The organism is Nitrosomonas sp. TNE100 (assembly GCF_055387135.1).
On sequence record NZ_AP040997.1, the window covers coordinates 393288 to 411174 of the forward strand.

General features: G+C 48.8%; 13 protein-coding genes and 1 pseudogene. 5 read left to right on the plus strand and 9 right to left on the minus strand.

Annotated elements, in window-relative coordinates:
* Positions 1 to 21 precede the first annotated feature (21 nt).
* Both ACZ5EJ_RS01955 and ACZ5EJ_RS01960 read right to left on the minus strand, forming a co-directional pair.
* Positions 22 to 297, minus strand: a complete 276-nt coding sequence (locus tag ACZ5EJ_RS01955) for a GlsB/YeaQ/YmgE family stress response membrane protein (RefSeq protein WP_256201539.1) — start codon at positions 295 to 297, stop codon at positions 22 to 24.
* A gap of 81 nt (positions 298 to 378) precedes the next feature.
* Entirely contained in the window at positions 379 to 705 is a 327-nt protein-coding gene (locus ACZ5EJ_RS01960; RefSeq protein ID WP_011633608.1) for a hypothetical protein, read from the minus strand.
* 463 nt (positions 706 to 1168) lie between these two features.
* On the opposite strand from ACZ5EJ_RS01960, the gene ACZ5EJ_RS01965 reads away from it, so the two are divergent.
* Positions 1169 to 1909, plus strand: a complete 741-nt coding sequence (locus ACZ5EJ_RS01965) for a Crp/Fnr family transcriptional regulator (RefSeq protein WP_011633609.1) — start codon at positions 1169 to 1171, stop codon at positions 1907 to 1909.
* Between the two features lie 30 nt (positions 1910 to 1939).
* Here ACZ5EJ_RS01965 and ACZ5EJ_RS01970 read toward each other — a convergent pair whose 3' ends face one another.
* The 7 genes and pseudogenes from ACZ5EJ_RS01970 to ACZ5EJ_RS02000 form a co-directional block, all read right to left on the minus strand.
* Positions 1940 to 2254 (minus strand): BON domain-containing protein, encoded by a 315-nt coding sequence (locus ACZ5EJ_RS01970; protein WP_011633610.1) that lies wholly within the window; start codon positions 2252 to 2254, stop codon positions 1940 to 1942.
* A 710-nt stretch (positions 2255 to 2964) separates the two neighbouring features.
* Positions 2965 to 3098, minus strand: a pseudogene (locus ACZ5EJ_RS01975) (IS1595 family transposase); the annotation flags it as partial.
* Positions 3099 to 3123: 25 nt separating this feature from the next.
* A complete protein-coding gene (locus ACZ5EJ_RS01980) occupies positions 3124 to 4323 on the minus strand; it encodes a hypothetical protein (RefSeq protein ID WP_464557352.1) in 1200 nt (399 codons plus the stop codon).
* A 49-nt stretch (positions 4324 to 4372) separates the two neighbouring features.
* Complete coding sequence (gene mtgA, locus ACZ5EJ_RS01985) at positions 4373 to 5107, minus strand: monofunctional biosynthetic peptidoglycan transglycosylase (RefSeq protein ID WP_464557354.1); 735 nt, start codon at positions 5105 to 5107, stop codon at positions 4373 to 4375.
* Positions 5104 to 5937 (minus strand): shikimate dehydrogenase, encoded by an 834-nt coding sequence (gene aroE, locus ACZ5EJ_RS01990; protein WP_464557355.1) that lies wholly within the window; start codon positions 5935 to 5937, stop codon positions 5104 to 5106. Before aroE ends, mtgA begins: the two co-directional genes overlap by 4 nt.
* 33 nt (positions 5938 to 5970) lie before the next feature.
* Positions 5971 to 6885: an energy transducer TonB gene (locus ACZ5EJ_RS01995; protein ID WP_464557356.1), complete on the minus strand. Its 915-nt coding sequence runs from the start codon at positions 6883 to 6885 to the stop codon at positions 5971 to 5973.
* Positions 6886 to 6892: 7 nt separating this feature from the next.
* Positions 6893 to 8752, minus strand: a complete 1860-nt coding sequence (locus tag ACZ5EJ_RS02000; protein ID WP_074684755.1) for a ribonuclease catalytic domain-containing protein — start codon at positions 8750 to 8752, stop codon at positions 6893 to 6895.
* Between the two features lie 356 nt (positions 8753 to 9108).
* Between ACZ5EJ_RS02000 and gltX the strand changes: the two genes are divergently transcribed.
* The 4 genes from gltX to ACZ5EJ_RS02020 all read left to right on the plus strand — a co-directional run bounded on the left by gltX (position 9109) and on the right by ACZ5EJ_RS02020 (position 17883).
* Complete coding sequence (gene gltX, locus ACZ5EJ_RS02005; protein WP_074684718.1) at positions 9109 to 10500, plus strand: glutamate--tRNA ligase; 1392 nt, start codon at positions 9109 to 9111, stop codon at positions 10498 to 10500.
* 53 nt (positions 10501 to 10553) lie between these two features.
* Positions 10554 to 14267, plus strand: a complete 3714-nt coding sequence (gene metH / locus ACZ5EJ_RS02010) for a methionine synthase (RefSeq protein WP_074684719.1) — start codon at positions 10554 to 10556, stop codon at positions 14265 to 14267.
* A 171-nt stretch (positions 14268 to 14438) separates the two neighbouring features.
* Positions 14439 to 15782: an NADP-specific glutamate dehydrogenase gene (gene gdhA / locus ACZ5EJ_RS02015; protein ID WP_074684720.1), complete on the plus strand. Its 1344-nt coding sequence runs from the start codon at positions 14439 to 14441 to the stop codon at positions 15780 to 15782.
* 193 nt (positions 15783 to 15975) lie between these two features.
* Positions 15976 to 17883, plus strand: a complete 1908-nt coding sequence (locus ACZ5EJ_RS02020) for a lytic transglycosylase domain-containing protein (protein ID WP_011633620.1) — start codon at positions 15976 to 15978, stop codon at positions 17881 to 17883.
* Positions 17884 to 17887: the final 4 nt, after the last annotated feature.

Sequence of the window (17887 nt, forward strand, 5' to 3'; positions counted from 1 at the left end):
GTCTCTCCTATGTTAATCAATTCAGGATGGATTCTTAGACTTCGTGATAACCCAGGCTAGAAATAATAATACTGCGGATCCGACTATAGCGGTCACTATTGAACCGATGAGCCCCAATAGACCGAACAAGAGACCACCTGCAATGGCACCAACAATGCCAATAATGATATTGCCCATGAGACCAAAGCCCCTTCCTTTCATCAATATCCCAGCTAACCAGCCCGCGATTGCACCGATTGCGATAAAAATTATTAATCCTGTATAGTCCACGAGTTTCTCCTCTGGTTTTATCAACAACTGGGATAATCCGCTTAAAATGGCTTAGTATCTGCAATACTGAAGATCAGGAAAATGTTGGATAATTAAGATGCATACTGATCAGTATGCATCTTTAACGCTTTCCTTAATTTCTTTGCCGGCATCTTCAAGCTTATCACCTGCATCTTCGGCGGCATCAAGAGCTTTCTCCCCAGGTCTTTGATCAAGCGCATCGTTAACGTTATCTTTGAGCGTATCCCCCGCATCTTTAGCCGCATCACCCGCATCTTCAGCAGCATCAAGAACTTTCTCCCCGGGTCTCCGGTCAAGCGCATCGTTAACATTATCTACTACTTTTTCAGTACCTGTTTTAGTTTGGTCACAGGCGGGTAATGCCAGAATTGTTGCAGTCATCATAAGTATTAAAAGGTAGGTATGTTTCATCATTATGTCTCCAATTTTGTTTTAGTTGTATTCACTGGGCTACCCCATTGAATATGGGACTAATACCCCATATTTGTCATTTTAATGACGATACTAAACATTGTATGTACGATACCGTACATAATGAAAATCATTATTTTTCCTATACCCCTTTATCACGCTAGTGGATAAAACATCGATGAGTGTGCCCCAATCTCCATAATTCAGTGGCAAGTTGCATCACGAGGCACCCATGCGAATCATTCAGAAAATTTCCTCAATAAATTGGTGATTATCTCGTGTCTTGCCACCTCAAACTTCCCTCTCAACCAGACCCCTCTCAACCAGACGAATACGACTTCAATAATTTTCAAATCTTGTCCAGAATATCGTGCCCAAAATATGCTTATCCCATATAATATTTTCTTCGTAAACAAGCATCTCATAACGTTTATCTCGTGATCACACTATATAATCGGAGACTGATATGTCTGTATTACCTACTCCGCAACAAAACCATCTATTAGCTGCGTTGCCGGCCGAAGTTCAGGACCGTATATTTCCTCATCTCGAACTGGTCTCACTGCCGCTTGGTAAAGTCTTGTACGAATCAGGGGATACTTTGTGTCATGCCTATTTTCCGACCGACGCCATCATATCGCTGCTTTATGTGATGGAAAGTGGCGCATCGGCAGAAATCTTGATGGTGGGTAACGATGGTCTCATTAGTGTCGCTTCATTTATGGGAGGTGAAAGCACCCCGAGCCGGGGGATCGTGCAATGCGCTGGTTACGCTTACCGGCTACTAGGGAAGCGGCTCAAGGATGAGTTCGATCGCCACGGTGAATTATTACATCTGATGCTGCGTTATACGCAGGCCTTAATTACGCAAACGGCCCAGACAGCGGTCTGCAATCGTCACCATTCGATAGACCAACAACTCTGTCGCTTGCTTCTGCTTTTGATGGATCGTTTGCCAGATAACCAGTTGACGATGACTCAGGAGTTGATCGCCAATATGCTTGGGGTGCGCCGTGAAGGCGTTACCGAAGCCGCCGGAAAACTACAGAAACTGGGAGTGATCGAATACAGCCGCGGACATATCAAGGTATTGGATCGACCCAAACTTGAGGAATTGAGCTGCGAATGTTATGCCATCGTCAAAAAAGAAGCCGAACGTCTGTTACCCAACATTTATTTTCCTGCATCTGGCTACAGTTCAGAATGAGTGCTGGTTAACCAGCACAGTGATCTGTCGTTATTTGATTCTCATATCATTCTTGACAGATTTTACACCCCCAACACTGCGTGCAATTTCGACCGCTCTGTTGGCATGAACTTGCGAACTAACGAAGCCACTCAATTGAACAACACCTTTAAAGGTTTCAACATTGATTTCAGCAGATTTTAGGATAGGTTCATTGAAAATTGCTGCTTTGACCTTTGTGGTGATGACAGTATCATCAAGATACTCTCCGGTTCCCGATTGTTTTGCTGTCGATGCGCAACCCAGCAAAGAAACCATTAGGAGAGTTAAGAAGAATGTGAAAAAATGGTTGTTAAGTTGCGTCATGGCAAGGCTCTCCTGAGTAATTAATAAAGAAAGCTGAACACCCTCTCGATTTTTTAGATTAAGGGGGTACCTGTTTTACTACCTTCTTCGGTACGACATTCAATCTGAATGTCTGAGAACCTGTCGAGCAAGAAGCACCTCGTGCTATTTTTTCTAATTTAATCTTTATTTTTAAATTAGATTATCAGAAAGAATGTACTTAATATGTACGCTAGCACACAAAGCTTACTACCTCTATTGTAGATAATAGCCGGGATAACCTGATAAAAATGGATACTCACTCTTGTTATGCCGGTCCGAAATGGAGAAAGTATCTTATCCCGGCGATTAACTGGTTTTTCATGAAATAAATTGAGCTGTTTTTCGTACCAATCCAGCATGGTCTGAAATGGTGTCTTTGGCTTCAATACCGATTGCGGCGGCTGATCTAATGGCACAATGACCAAGCCTATGATTGTTTATGGGTTTTTATGCATTCTGCAAAGAATGAATCGGTAAACTTCTTATTATTAGTGAGGGTCTTCTGGATCTTGATGGCGTAAACCTGTGCAAAATATCGAGAAAATATTTGGCATCAACAGCGGCCTTACTACCTTTGATTTGGTTATACATTAATAGTCGGAACTGATTTTCTTATTCGAGAGCGTTCCGTATCCAGCGATAGATGAGTTGTATTTGCCCCGGCGTTCCCGCCGCTTTCGGCCATCCCAATAGTTTTTCAGATACCTTGTTGCAACGCTGTGAAATCTCTTCACTCACTGCTTGAAGCTGCTATCTCATAAGCATTAACGTTCTGGGTATGGTAGACACCAGCGATAACCCGAATCCCAGCTGTAAGATTGACGGATAGAGATATCGAATATCTTTGATTATTTGGCAATAGTGATACCGGGAACGTTGGTATGCGGTAGACCTGTTACGGTCATTTGGAACAGCAGATACAGCATCTGAAAAGCATTACGGTTCCACCGAGTATGCGATTCCTGGTTATTCACTGCGTAGTATTTGCCGTGTGACCGGATTGACAGATCAGTATTTGGTAGTGAGTTGTCTGTCACAAGAAGAGCCATCGTGGCATCAGGATTTTCGTCACGGAGGATGGGGGGAGTGCGTGGATCCTTTTCCACTTGGTATTCTGGTTCATCGTCCAGTGAACTACCGAGAAAATTAATGATTGCATGAAAGCTTCGCAACCGGAAGGCACCTTTCATGGGCCATTCTCCCCCCGCTCCGCCAGGACGAATGTCAAATGCAACATCAGTGGGATCCCACTGCTTTGCTTCTTCATTCAATTGCACACGCTCTGTTTCGGATAGCATTTCTGGATCATAGTTGGTAATGAGGATCGGCCCCTGCTTTTTCTGACGAAGAGTAAACAGTCCCTTTTGTTGATCATGATAGATGGAAAACTCCTTTTCCAGTGTTTGAAAGCCTTCGGCAGATACCGATGCTGCAGGCAGGGTCCAGTTGTATTCTATGTTTAGAGGTTCGGCATGAAGCTGGTTTTGATCCTGGATTGCCGATAGATGCAATACTACTTTGCGGAACATCTCGTAGTCTGCTGGAAAGGGAGATCTGTTGCGATATGTTTTTTGAGACAAACCCTCCTGGATACGCACTTCCTGAGCCATCAGCCGTAATAACAGATCGACATCGAAACGTTGGCGAAAAAGCAGCATGAACTTGTTCTGCCGGAAAGGTGTTAGCAGCCGCCAGGTAAATTCTTCACCTTCGATTGGAACGATGCTGATCGTTGGGTTCTCTGCAATACTGCCGCCGAATATCGGCATCAGCGTATTTCCAGCCAATCCACCCGGTGCAGGTGTGGCACCGGCATTGAAACGAAAATCGAAGGTGGCTGCCACATTTGAGATGCCAGTAAAATGAATTGGTTGATGGTGTTGGGCACGGGCGATGTTTGTCAACAGCTGTCTGGAAATGGCATCTGTGATGGTGTCGTCGTAGGCACTGACTGCATGCTGCAGCGTAATCGGTGACAGACAACCTTGAAGTACGGGGAGCAAGCATGGAAGCAGCAACCATAGCAGGTATCGGCATGTATGTTTCATATCAGACGAGGTTATTCGTTCAGCCTTGTTCATATTTGTTTCTGTTTTTTTACGGGATTTTTGCTGTCGGCAGGCGTGACAGAATGATCCGGGCTTTTTTGAGCAATCTGGGTGATTGGCGATGCGAATCATAAAAACGCGGGTTGGAGATGATTGATGCCAGCCAGGCGGATTGTTCAGGCGCGAGAGATGACGCAGGTATTCCAAAATAGTGGCGCGCTGCGGCTTCAATGCCGAATACACCTTCTCCCCATTCAATGACATTCAGGTAAATTTCCAGAATACGCCGTTTGCTCAGAAATTCTTCCAGTATCAGTGTGATGAGGGTTTCCTGTAATTTACGCCATACGGTTTTTTCGCTCGATAAAAATAGATTTTTAGCAAGCTGCTGGCTGATGGTTGAGCCGCCAGCAGCCAGTTTGCGTTGTTTCAGGTTTTTTTTCCAGGCTACTTCAATTGCCTTGTAGTCAAATCCCTGGTGTTGCATAAAACGGGCATCTTCAGTGGCGATGACTGCCCGTTTAAGATGATTGGAAATCTGTTCGTAATCTACCCAGCGATGCTGTAATTTTGCAGCCGGATTCTGCCGGTGCATGGTTTCCAGGCGATCTTGCATGAATGCGCTGGTGGTTGGGTGGTAAGTACGCCAGTAGATGATGTGTAGCAGAAACCAGGATTGATACAGTAATGCAATTGCCAGGAGCAGCAGTAATGGGCGTAACAGCCAGGTGCTGATCAATCCTGGTTGGGGTGTGGTTGGTCGGGATGTTTTGGTCAGTTTCACGAGGCATGGAGGTGCAATTCATCTCTGAGTTGTCGGATGACGTTCTGTGTTTCAGGACGGATACCGTGCCAAAGCAGAAAGGATTCGGCGGCTTGTTCGACCAGCATACCGGTGCCGTCAACCAGATTAGTAACCCCTTGCGTGCTGGCAAATTCCAGAAATGGTGTCAACTTGCTGCTGTACAGCATGTCGTAGACAAGCGCAGTACCATGGAACAAATCTGCGGGAATGGGAGGGAGTGCATTGTGCAGACTGGCTGAAGTGGCATTGATAATGAGATCGAATTGTTGCCCGATAAAATCCTGATAATGTCCGCCAGTAATATTTCCATGGTTCACAAATTGCTGCTGCAAGGCGATTGCTTTGTCAGGCGTGCGGTTGGCGATAGCCAGCAGGCCAGGTTTTTGTTGCAGCAGCGGCAGAATGACACCACTGGCAGCGCCACCGGCGCCCATTAGCAGAACATGTTTGCCTGGCAAAGCAAAATTCAGGTTGATGGTAATATCGCGCACCAGACCCACACCATCGGTATTGTCGCCGAATATTTCATTCTCCTGCTCGAATCTGAAAGTATTAACTGCATGCGCGGCACGAGCGCGATCCGTCAGCCGGGTAGCCAGTGCGTAGGCCTCAAATTTAAAGGGAACAGTGATGTTTAAGCCTATGCCACCATTTTCGCGAAAAGTGGTGACGGTGCGTTCAAATCCATCCAGTGGTGCCAGCAGGGTGGTATAGCGCATGCTGCGACCGGTCTGCTGCGCAAACTGGGTATGAATAAACGGTGATTTGCTGTGTGTGATCGGGTTGCCAATGACTGCGTAAGTATCCATCGTGACTGATTTTAAGTATTTCTGAGAATTTTGCTATTCACTCAGCAGCTTATCCGAGCGAGAGAATACCCAGGTGCGGGTGATATGCAGGATATCGGTATCCCGGCTGATATCGGGCGGGAAGGGGGCAAATCCGTTGCGTGCAGCCAGTCGGACAATCCGGATGGCTGCATCATCCAGTATCTGGGTGCCGGAAGAGCGATCAATCCCGATTGATTCCAGGCTGCCATCAGAACGTACACCTACGGTCAGCTGCAGGCTGCCGTACAGTTTTTTTCTTCTGGCTTCTTCCGGGTAATTCAGGTTGCCGATGCGCTCTACCTTGAGCCGCCAGTCTTCCAGATAGCGGGCAAAGCGATATTCGCGTGTACGTGCGCCGATAAACCTGCGTTTCGGGCGTTTCTGATAGGCCTCGTGGTCTTTTGCGATCTGTGCTTCCAAACGAGCGATCTCGAGGCTGCGCTGCAGTAAGTCACTATAGCTGTCCGGATTGATGGCGGCAGGTTGATTTTGCTTGGGTTTATCCTGTTCCGGTTTTGCCTGCGGAAGCGGTTGTGTGACATGAGCTTTGCTTTCGGCAACGGTCAGCAGTTTTTTGATTTTGCTTTCCAGTTGTTTTGTTTTCTGAGTGGCCACGGTGAGATCTGTCATCGGCTTTACTCCAGGCAGCACTGGCAGAGGGGTTTTGGCCTGGCGATCTTCCGCCACATTGCCGCCACCATCCAGATTGGTCTGGGCGAATACCCTGGTATCTACGGGTTTGGTTTGGGATTTGCTGTTGACCAGCACCACATCTATGGATTTGGTGATTTTGGTATGCTTTTGCGCAGGCGGATTGAGCGATATGCCAGCAACAATCGCCATATGCAGCAGCAGCGAAATCAGTAGTGCCAGGGAAATTTTGCGATGGGGTTGCATGGAGAAACCGGGAACTACCGTGTGCTGCATTGATTTATCAGTCTTCACGCTTACCAAGAAAGCTGGCATGGAGCGTGCGATCCAGCAGATCGATCTGCGAAATGCCGATGGTAACGAATGTGCCCGGGGAGAGATCGGGTAATGAAGGCACCCGAGCTATCAGTGGCAAACGATCCAGTTTAACCAGATTTTCCTTTACAACAACCGCACCGGTTGTATTGATGTTTTCCTGCAATAACCAGCGCAGACACCAGTAGCGTTCCATTCCACGCTGAAATTCCGCGTAGGTTGCATAGGCCATTTCAAAATCCCGCATGGCAATCAGCAGCGCATCATCTTCCCGGGTATAGGCGGGTGGATTACCCGATACCAATGCAATCAACTGACGCTGATTGATAAGATCCACATAACGTCGCATAGGGGAGCTGCTCCAGGTGTATTGTGATACCCCCAGTCCCTGATGCGGCGCGGGAGAAAGGCTCATCTTCACCTTGCCATTTCCCTGGCTACGATAAATCCCGGCGAAACCGGCATCTGCAAGTTGCTTGCCCCATTCGGCGTTGGCAAAAATCATCAGTTCTGATACGACTTTATCGATGGGTGCGCCCCGGCGCCGTTCGGAAATAGAAACACGATCTTGTTCAATAGTAAAACTGTAATCCACTTTCTCACTATTGATATCTTGATCCTTACCACGCAATTTCTCCATTTTGTTGGAAAAATCCCAGAGCACTCTTAACTCATGAGCGAAAGGATAATTTGCCTGATTTTCACGCAAGGTAATTTCGTTAAACTGTTGTTCCAGCACATCGAGGCGTAAGTTGGTAGAAACTTCGATGGTTTCTATCCGGCTGAGTGTATTGGTGACAGTAAAATCATCCGCCACATCCAGATATAACGAGAGCACCGGACGGCGGCGTGTTTCGCTCAGTGTGAAATGCTGAATTACGCTTTCCGGAAGCATGGTGATTTTGCGGCCAGGCAGATAAACTGTTGACAGGCGTTTTGCTGCAAATTTATCAAGAAGCGAATCTGGTGCAACACCCAGTGCGGGCGTAGCAATATGTATTCCAATGCGGAAACTGCCAAATGTTAGCGGCGTTACAGAAAAGGCATCATCGATTTCTGTTGTGGCAGCATCATCAATACTGAACGCCGTGACTTTAGCCAGCAGAAAATCTTCCGGGTCCGTGCGGTGGAAATCAGATGAAAGGGAATCCGTGCTGGTTCCTTCCGGGAAGTGTTCATATAAAAACTGGTTGAAATGGTAGTCATGTGTTGAAGGAATGGCGCCGCATTGCTCCAGCAATCTGGGGACACTCAGTCTGGTGGCTGCACAGGCTGCTTCCAGTGCTTTCCATTCAATTGTATTTTTATCTGGCTTATACAGTAGATCATCCAGTAATGGCCTGAATGTATCAGGTAACTCGAATGCCACCAGCTGCTGCACATAACCAGCCTGTTTTTCCTCGGCCAATCGCTTTTTTTCGCGGCTGGCCAGTGCGGCCCGCAAAATTTCCGGGGGGGCGGCTTTGTAGCGGCCGGTTCCTTTTTTATGGAAATAGATCGGATTCTGGTTCAGCAAAATCGTGATGGCAGCGATTTCAACAGGGTTGGGCGTATGGCCAAAATAATCGTTCGCCAGTTCCTGCCCAGTGAATTCATTGTTCTCTTCGCAACATTCCCATAAAAAATCCACATCAATCTCAGCAGCCATTTCCTGTGCCTGCTGCATGAATTCGTGCATGGGCGGATTTTCAAAGCGCAGCAGAACCGCTCCAGCCTTGATCTTGGAGCGTTTTCCATGGACGGATTCAATTTGCAGCGAGGTGGTGTTGTCAGCCAGGATATTGCCGACTTTGAGAGCCCCTGCTTCCTCGTAAAAAACGTTTACCAAATCAATCCTCAGCTCAACCCAGAAAGCATGCGAAAAAAAACATTTTCTAATGTTATCCGATTCAACGGGTGACGAATAATGAAGCACATAAGCGGATTACGCCTGCAGGATTGATGGTCGAAATCAGCAGATACCAAGATAATCGAACCATCCAGAGAGGCAGGGAAATGCGCCGTTCATGGTAACATAATGGCATCGTTATCAAAAAAACAAAGGCTGTGGGAAAGAGTATTTTGTGACCAGTTTTCTTGTGTTTCAGCTCAAAAAATATTTCCTCCAGAGGAATCAGCAAGGATTTCCGGGTATGGAAACAACCGTATAAACGGTTGTGTATACAACTTCTAATATTTAGTCAGATGGTAAAAACACGTTTTGCTCCCAGCCCAACCGGTTACCTGCATATTGGCGGTGCGCGCACTGCGCTTTTTTCCTGGGCGTTTGCCCGGAAACAAGGTGGAAAATTTATTCTGAGAATCGAGGATACTGATCTTGAACGTTCTACCCAGCAATCTGTGCAGGCGATTCTCGATGGGATGGCCTGGCTGGGGCTTGATTATGATGAAGGGCCGTATTACCAGATGCAGCGGTTGAGTCGCTACCAGGAAGTTGCGGAGCTATTGCTCAAGCAGGGACTTGCTTATCGTTGTTATGCCAGTAAGGAAGAGCTGGATGCGCTGCGTGAGCAGCAGCGTTTGGCCGGGGTGAAGCCGCGTTATGACGGCCGCTGGCGCGATAGCAAACAGACTCCACCAGCTGGTGTCACGCCGGTAGTGCGCTTTAAAACGCCACGTGAAGGGTATGCGGTATTTGATGATCTGGTTAAGGGGCGGATTGCGGTAGCCAATCATGAGCTGGATGATCTGGTATTAATGCGAAGTGACGGCACGCCCACCTACAATTTTGGAGTGGTGCTGGATGATCTTGATATGGGTGTTACACACGTTATCCGTGGGGATGATCATGTCAACAATACTCCTCGTCAAATCAATATCCTCAAGGCACTGGGGGCGATCATTCCACAATACGCACATGTACCGATGATTCTTGGTGCAGATGGTGAGCGTTTATCCAAACGGCATGGCGCGGTATCCGTGATGCATTACCGGGATCAGGGATACCTGCCGGAAGCCTTGATCAACTATCTGGCACGACTCGGGTGGTCACACGGAGATGAGGAAATTTTCAGCCAGGAACAATTAGTTGAATGGTTTGATCTGGCGGCAATCAATCGTTCGCCGGCGAAATTTAATCCGGAAAAATTGACCTGGCTGAACCAGCATTATCTGAAAATTGCCGAGGATGCCCGGTTGATGGAACTGGTTACACCCATTCTGCTGGGAAGAAAATACAGCCTGCCGGGAGAGGAAAACATGTTTAAAATCATCAATCTGCTTAAAGAGCGTGTCAGCACGATAGAAGAGCTGGCCGACGCATCTGCTTATTTTTTTCAAGCCGTCGAGCCTGCCGAAGCGCTCAGAACGCAGTATTTCACCGTTGAAATTCGTCCGGTTCTGGAATACCTGATTGATCGTCTGGCGCAGATTGAATGGAAGCGAGAAGCGATTCACCAAGAAATTAAACAGACCGTTTCCTCGCATAAGCTGAAGTTTCCCAACCTGGCGATGCCGCTGCGTGTCATGGTCACGGGTGAAGCACAAACTCCGGCGATTGACGCAGTGCTGGAGCTGATTGGTAAAGAAGAAACTCTGCACCGTTTGCGTGACCAGCTGGATGCGTTTCCGCAGTAAGCATACAGCTGCCGTATTTATTTTGACTAAAAATTCCCGTTTGAAGAGCTGTTATGACAATGTCTGATCGTGCTGATTTGCTGAAACAATTACTTGCCGAACGTATCCTGATACTGGATGGTGCCATGGGTACGATGATCCAGAGTTATAAGCTGAGTGAGTCGGACTACCGGGGTGAGCGTTTTGCTGATTTTCCGCACGACCTCAAAGGCAATAATGATCTGCTTTGCCTGACCAAACCAGAGGTGATCCGTGCTATTCATCGCGCTTATCTTGAAGCCGGATCCGATATTATCGAAACCAACACATTCAACTCAAATGCACCGTCGATGGCGGATTACCACATGCAGGATCTGGTGTATGAGCTGAATGTGGCAGGTGCACGTCTGGCGTGTGAGGAAGCACGCGCCATGGAAGTAAAACAGCCTGATAAACCCCGCTTTGTTGCCGGCGTAATCGGGCCTACTACCAAAACAGCTTCGCTTTCACCGGATGTCAATGATCCCGGTTTTCGTGCCATTACATTTGATGATCTGGTTGAGAGTTACACCGAATCGGTGAGCGGGTTGGTTGACGGCGGGGCCGATATCCTGCTGGTCGAAACCATCTTCGATACCCTGAACGCTAAGGCTGCACTGTTTGCCATTGAACAGTATTTTGAGACACACGGATTGCGTCTGCCGGTAATGATATCGGTCACAATTACCGATGCGTCGGGACGTAATCTTTCCGGACAGACTCCGGAAGCTTTCTGGAATTCGGTGCGACATGCGCGCCCGCTGTCGGTGGGAATCAACTGCGCACTGGGAGCAGAGCTGATGCGCCCTTATGTGCAAGAGTTGTCAAATGTCTCCGAGGTTTATACCAGCGCCCATCCCAATGCTGGTCTGCCCAATCCACTGGCTGAAACCGGTTATGACGAAACTCCGGAATATACTGCCCGGTTGATCAAGGATTTTGCACAATCAGGGTTCGTCAATATTGTTGGCGGGTGTTGCGGTACGACACCGGAACATATTGCCGCTATCGTGGAAGCAGTGCAGGACATCCCGCCACGTAAGCTGCCTGATCTTCCTAAGAAGTTGAGGCTCTCTGGCCTTGAGCCACTCAGCATTGATGAGAGCTCTTTGTTTGTAAACGTGGGAGAACGCACCAATGTTACCGGTTCCAAGGCATTTTCCCGACTGGTGCTTAGTGGCAATTATGCGGAAGGACTGGTGATTGCGCGCAACCAGGTGGAGAGCGGTGCGCAGATCATCGATATCAACATGGATGAAGGTATGCTGGATTCGCAAAAGGCGATGGTGACTTTTCTGAATCTGGTCGCGTCCGAACCGGATATCAGTCGCTTGCCAATTATGGTTGATTCCAGCAGGTGGTCAGTGATTGAAGCCGGCCTGAAATGCATCCAAGGTAAGGCAATCATTAATTCCATCAGTCTTAAGGAAGGTGAAGAGGAATTTCTGCTGCATGCCAAACTGGCGCGCCGTTATGGGGCGGCGGTGATTGTCATGGCGTTTGATGAAAGTGGCCAGGCAGATACCTTGCAGCGCAAGGTGGATATTTGTACACGTAGCTACCATACCCTGATTGAACGGGCTGATTTTCCACCCGAGGATATCATTTTCGATCCGAATATTTTTGCCATTGCCACGGGTATCGAGGAACACAGCAACTACGCAGTTGATTTTATTGAAGCCACCCGCCTCATTCGGCAAACGCTGCCCTACGCCAAGATCAGCGGGGGTGTGTCCAATGTTTCGTTCTCGTTCCGTGGTAACGAACCCATCCGCGAGGCAATTCATACTGCGTTCTTGTATCATGCGGTCAAGGCCGGCATGACCATGGGGATCGTCAATGCTGGCCAGTTAGGGGTTTATTCGGATATACCTCCCGATCTGCTGGAGCGTGTTGAAGATGTGCTGCTCAACCGGCGACCCGATGCGACCGAACGTCTGGTGGAGTTTGCAGAAAATTTCAAGGGCCAGAAAAAAGAGCAGGCTGAAGATCTTGCCTGGCGGGATGAACCGGTGCGGCAACGCCTGATTCATGCACTGGTCAGAGGTATCAATACCTATATTGTTGAGGATACGGAGCTGATCCGGCAGGAAATTGATAGTCAGGGAGGCAAGCCGATCGAGGTGATCGAAGGCCCGCTGATGGACGGTATGAATGTAGTGGGTGACCTGTTTGGTGCAGGCAAAATGTTTTTGCCGCAGGTAGTCAAGTCAGCGCGGGTGATGAAGCAGGCGGTTGCCTATCTGTTGCCGTACATCGAGGCAGAAAAAAAGATTTCCGGCGACAATAAACCCAAGGGTAAATTGGTTATTGCCACTGTCAAGGGTGATGTGCATGACATCGGCAAAAATATTGTTTCGGTCGTGCTGCAGTGTAATAACTTTGAGGTTGTCAATCTGGGTGTAATGATTCCCAGTGCGCAAATTCTGGAAACTGCCCGTCGCGAAAATGCCGATATGATCGGTGTGTCCGGTTTGATTACGCCTTCGCTGGAGGAAATGGCACATGTCGCCAGAGAAATGGAGCGCGAACAGTTCACCATTCCCTTGCTGATAGGGGGTGCCACCACTTCGCGTGTACATACAGCAGTCAAGATAGCACCCCATTACAGCGGGGTGACCATATGGGTACCCGATGCCAGCCGGGCGGTCGGTGTATGCAGCAATCTGATGTCACAGGATATGCGCGATGGCTATATCCAGCAGGTCAAAGCCGAGCAGGAAAAGAACCGGGAGCAGCACAAAAACAAGAAAGGGCCTTCCAAACTGCTGACCTTTGAAGAAGCCCGGGCCAATGCATTCAAAACCGACTGGAACCATTATACGCCACCTGCTCCAAGTTTTCTCGGATTACGCACTCTTAACAACTATCCGCTGGAAACACTGGTTCCGTACATTGACTGGACGCCTTTCTTCCAGGCATGGGAGTTGCATGGGCGCTATCCAGCAATCCTGCAGGATAAGGTCGTCGGAGAAGCGGCCAGCAATCTGTTTCATGATGCGCAGGTGATGCTCAGAAAGATTATTGAGCAGAAATGGCTTGCGGCCAACGCTGTTATCGGCCTGTTTCCAGCCAATACTGTCAACGGGGATGATATCGAGATTTATGCCGACCGCAGTCGCAGCAAGGTGATCATGACCTGGCATTCCTTGCGGCAACAGACGACAAAACCTTCGGGGCATCCCAATCTGGCACTGGCCGATTTTATTGCACCGCGAGAAACCGGGATAAATGACACCATCGGTTTGTTTGCTGTCAGCTCTGGCTTCGGTATTGATGAGCGTGTACGTGCTTTTGAAGCTGAAAATGATGATTACAGCGCGATCATATTGAAAGCACTGGCTGATCGTCTGGCTGAAGCGTTTGCAGAACATATGCACGCACGGGTACGACGGGAATTCTGGGGATATATGAAAGATGAAAGTCTCAACAATGAACAGTTGATCGACGAGCAGTATCTGGGAATCCGCCCGGCACCGGGTTATCCTGCCTGCCCTGATCATACCGAGAAGGGGCCATTGTTTGCGGTGCTTGAAGCGGAAAAACGGAGTGGAATTATCGTGACGGAATCCTTTGCCATGGTGCCGACTGCTGCTGTATCCGGTTTTTATATTTCCCACCCTGAATCAAAGTATTTTGCGGTTGGCAAAATCGGCAAGGACCAGGTTGAAGATTACGCAAGGCGTAAAGGGTGGACGCTGGAGAAAGCAGAACGATGGTTGGCGCCTGCTCTGGCGTATGAGCGCTGATTACTGCCTGTAGCAACATATTTTTACCCTTCCAGGATTATTTCAGAAATGGCGTGTAATCTTTCCCTAAATCTGTGAAATTTTGCGATGATTATCGGCGTAATGTAGGGATGTGGTGGCCGATTTTTTTGTGCGTTTGTCTGGAATATTATTTACTGAGGGGAATGGAAAATGAAATACAGCAGTATCGAGGAATTCAAGAATTATGTTTCTGAAAGGAATCCGGGGCAACCGGAATTCCTGCAGGCTGTTTCAGAAGTCATTGAAAGTTTGTGGCCTTTTATCGTTGATCATTCCCGTTACGCTGAGCAGGGGTTGCTGGACCGGCTGATTGAACCGGAACGCATGATTGTATTTCGTGTGGCGTGGGTGGATGATCGTAGCGAAGTCAGGGTTAACCGAGGATACCGCATTCAATATAACTCCGCGATCGGGCCATACAAGGGAGGGACGCGGTTCCATCCCTCCGTCAATCTTTCCATTCTCAAGTTTCTTGCTTTTGAGCAAACCTTTAAAAACGCATTGACAACTTTACCCATGGGTGGAGGTAAAGGTGGATCAGATTTTGATCCCAAGGGTAAAAGTCCCGGAGAAGTCATGCGCTTTTGTCAGGCGTATGCGACTGAGTTGTTCCGGCATGTCGGAGTGGATACAGATGTACCCGCCGGGGATATTGGCGTGGGTGGCAGGGAAGTCGGTTATATGGCTGGCATGGTGAAGAAACTGACTAACCGGTCGGATTGCGTGTTTACCGGCAAAGGATTGAGTTTTGGCGGGTCATTGCTGCGGCCGGAGGCGACCGGGTATGGGCTGGTCTATTTTGCCGAAGAGATGCTGAATCATGTTGACCGATCGTTGAAGGACATGCGTGTATCTGTGTCCGGCTCGGGAAATGTGGCACAGTTTGCCATTGACAAAGCCATGTCACTGGGAGCCAGAGTGATCACCGTTTCCGATTCGAGTGGAACAGTGGTGGATGAAGCCGGATTTACACCAGAGAAATTGGCGATTCTGGCTGAAGTCAAGAATCATTCCTACGGACGTGTAAACGAGTATGCTGAAAAGGTAGGCGCACAATTCCTTTCATGTGAAAAACCATGGAATGTACCGGTGGATGTCGCTTTGCCTTGTGCGACGCAGAACGAGTTGAATGATAATGATGCCGCAATACTGGTCAAGAATGGGGTGAGTTGTGTGGCTGAGGGTGCCAATATGCCTTGTACTGCGGGGGCAATCGAACGGTTCCAGTATGCAAAAATACTGTTTGCGCCTGGTAAGGCGAGCAATGCCGGAGGGGTAGCTACCTCAGGTTTGGAGATGAGCCAACAGGCCATGCGGCTTTCCTGGACAAGTGGCGAGGTGGATATGCGCTTGCATGAGATTATGCGTGCTATTCACCGTTCCTGTATCGGGTACGGCCAGAAAAATAATGGCATAGTCAATTATGTGGATGGCGCGAATATAGCCGGTTTTGTGAAAGTAGCGGAAGCAATGCTGGCACAAGGCGTTATTTGATCACGAAAAGCGCTATACATCTTTGTGAATTGATGGCTCTGGCAGCAATAGATGAACGATGCTCCCTCTTATTGCAACATGAATGTGTTGTTTCCCCTGTAGGCTGGGTTGGTTGTAATCAGTTTGTAAATAGATCGGCTGATTGCACTATCGGATTCAATCTTGATCATGGTTTTGAATGGATGGGTAGGTCATGAGTAAAGTATTTGCCGGGTTATTGCTGGCGTTCTGGGCGCAGCTGCTTGTTGCAGGAGGAGATGAGGATTATCTGAAAATAAGGGAAGCATTCCGGATGGGTAATGCGGCACGGGTTGCCGAATATGCCGAGCGTATGAAGCGCCATGTATTGTCACCTTATGCTGAATATTTTCAGCTGCGACTGTCGCTGACAACAGCGGATACGGGCACAATCAGGGCTTTTCTTGCTCGGTACGACAACAGTCTCGTGGCAGATAGATTGCGGGGAGACTGGCTGCAGATTCTCGGCAAGCGTCAGCAGTGGGCGACGTTTGCCGAGGAATACCCAAAGCTGGTCAGCCGGGAAGACAGTTTGCAATGCTATGCATTGCAACACCGGCTCGCGGCGGGAGATAAAACAGCGGGTACAGAAGTTCGCTCACTCTGGTTTACCGGGCGCGATATGCCAGCCAGTTGTGTGGCTGTATTCGATTCATTGATTAGAGCCGGCGCTATCTCGGCGGAGGATGTCTGGACCCGGATCAGGCTAGCTTTTGAAGCCGGCAATACCGGCGTGGCCAAAAGTATAAACAAATACCTGCCGCGTCAGCAGGCACTTGATTTACAGAAACTGGGTGCTGCTGCCAAAGATGCCAGACGTTTCCTTGATCGACAGGCAACGTTTAAATCCCGTGCGGACCGGGAAGTTGTATTGTTCGCATTGTTGCGCCTGCTGCGCAGCGAGACCAATCAGGCATTTGCCCGCTGGCATAAAATGCGCGGACAGTTTTCTGAAGTAGATCAATCTTACTTCATGGGAAATCTTGCCTACTGGGCTGCGATCAGACAGGATACGCGCGCCATGAACTGGTTCATGGAAGCCACTCGGGGCAAGCATGCCTATCCACTGTCTGAAACCAAACATGCATGGAAAGCACGGGTAGCACTACGTGAAGGAAACTGGAAATTCTTGCTGGACAGCATCAGCCAAATGCCTGCCGCCATGCAGCAGGAAGATGTCTGGCGTTACTGGCGTGCACGCGCACTGAAAATCAGCAAGAAGAATGTAGAAGCCAATGCTTTGCTGATTCCCTTGAGTCATGAACACAGTTTCTATGGACAGATGGCCAGGGAAGAGTTGGGTGAGATGCTCAGCGTCCCGGCCACCGAATATCAGGTCAAGCCCCAGGAAATTCATCGTATGGAACAAAATCCGGGGATCCGTCGAGCCCTGGCACTGTATCGGATGAACCAGCGAGTGGAGGCGAATCGCGAGTGGATCTGGACAGTACAGCATTTCAGTGATGCGCAGCTGCTGGCAGCAGCCAAAGTGGCCCAGCGCTATGGTATTTATGACCGTGTAATCAATACTGCAATCAGAACGGTTAACCATCATGATTTCAACTTGCGCTATCTGGCGCCCTATCGTGAGCAGATGCGCCCTGTTCTGCAACAGCAGCAGCTGGATGAAGCGTTTGTATACGGGCTGATACGGCAGGAGAGCCGCTTTATCGCGGATATCAAATCCGGCGCTGGTGCAATCGGCCTGATGCAACTGATGCCGGCCACAGCCAAGTGGGTAGCCGGCAAACTGGGAGTGCGTGATTTTCATACCAGTCTGGTTAGCGATATCAATACCAATCTCCAGTTAGGCACCTATTACCTGAAGCATGTACTGGATCAACTGGATGATCAACCACTGCTGGCTGCAGCTGCCTATAACGCCGGACCTGGCCGGGCAAGGCAATGGAAGGATACGCGTCCTTTAGAGGGGGCGATTTATGCGGAGACTATCCCGTTCAATGAAACGCGCGACTATGTCAAAGTGGTGCTGAGTAATTCGATGTACTACGCTAATAATTTTGAACAACTTGACCGTCCAACTCTGAAACAACGGCTCGGGATCGTTGCGCCGAAGCGCTGATGTG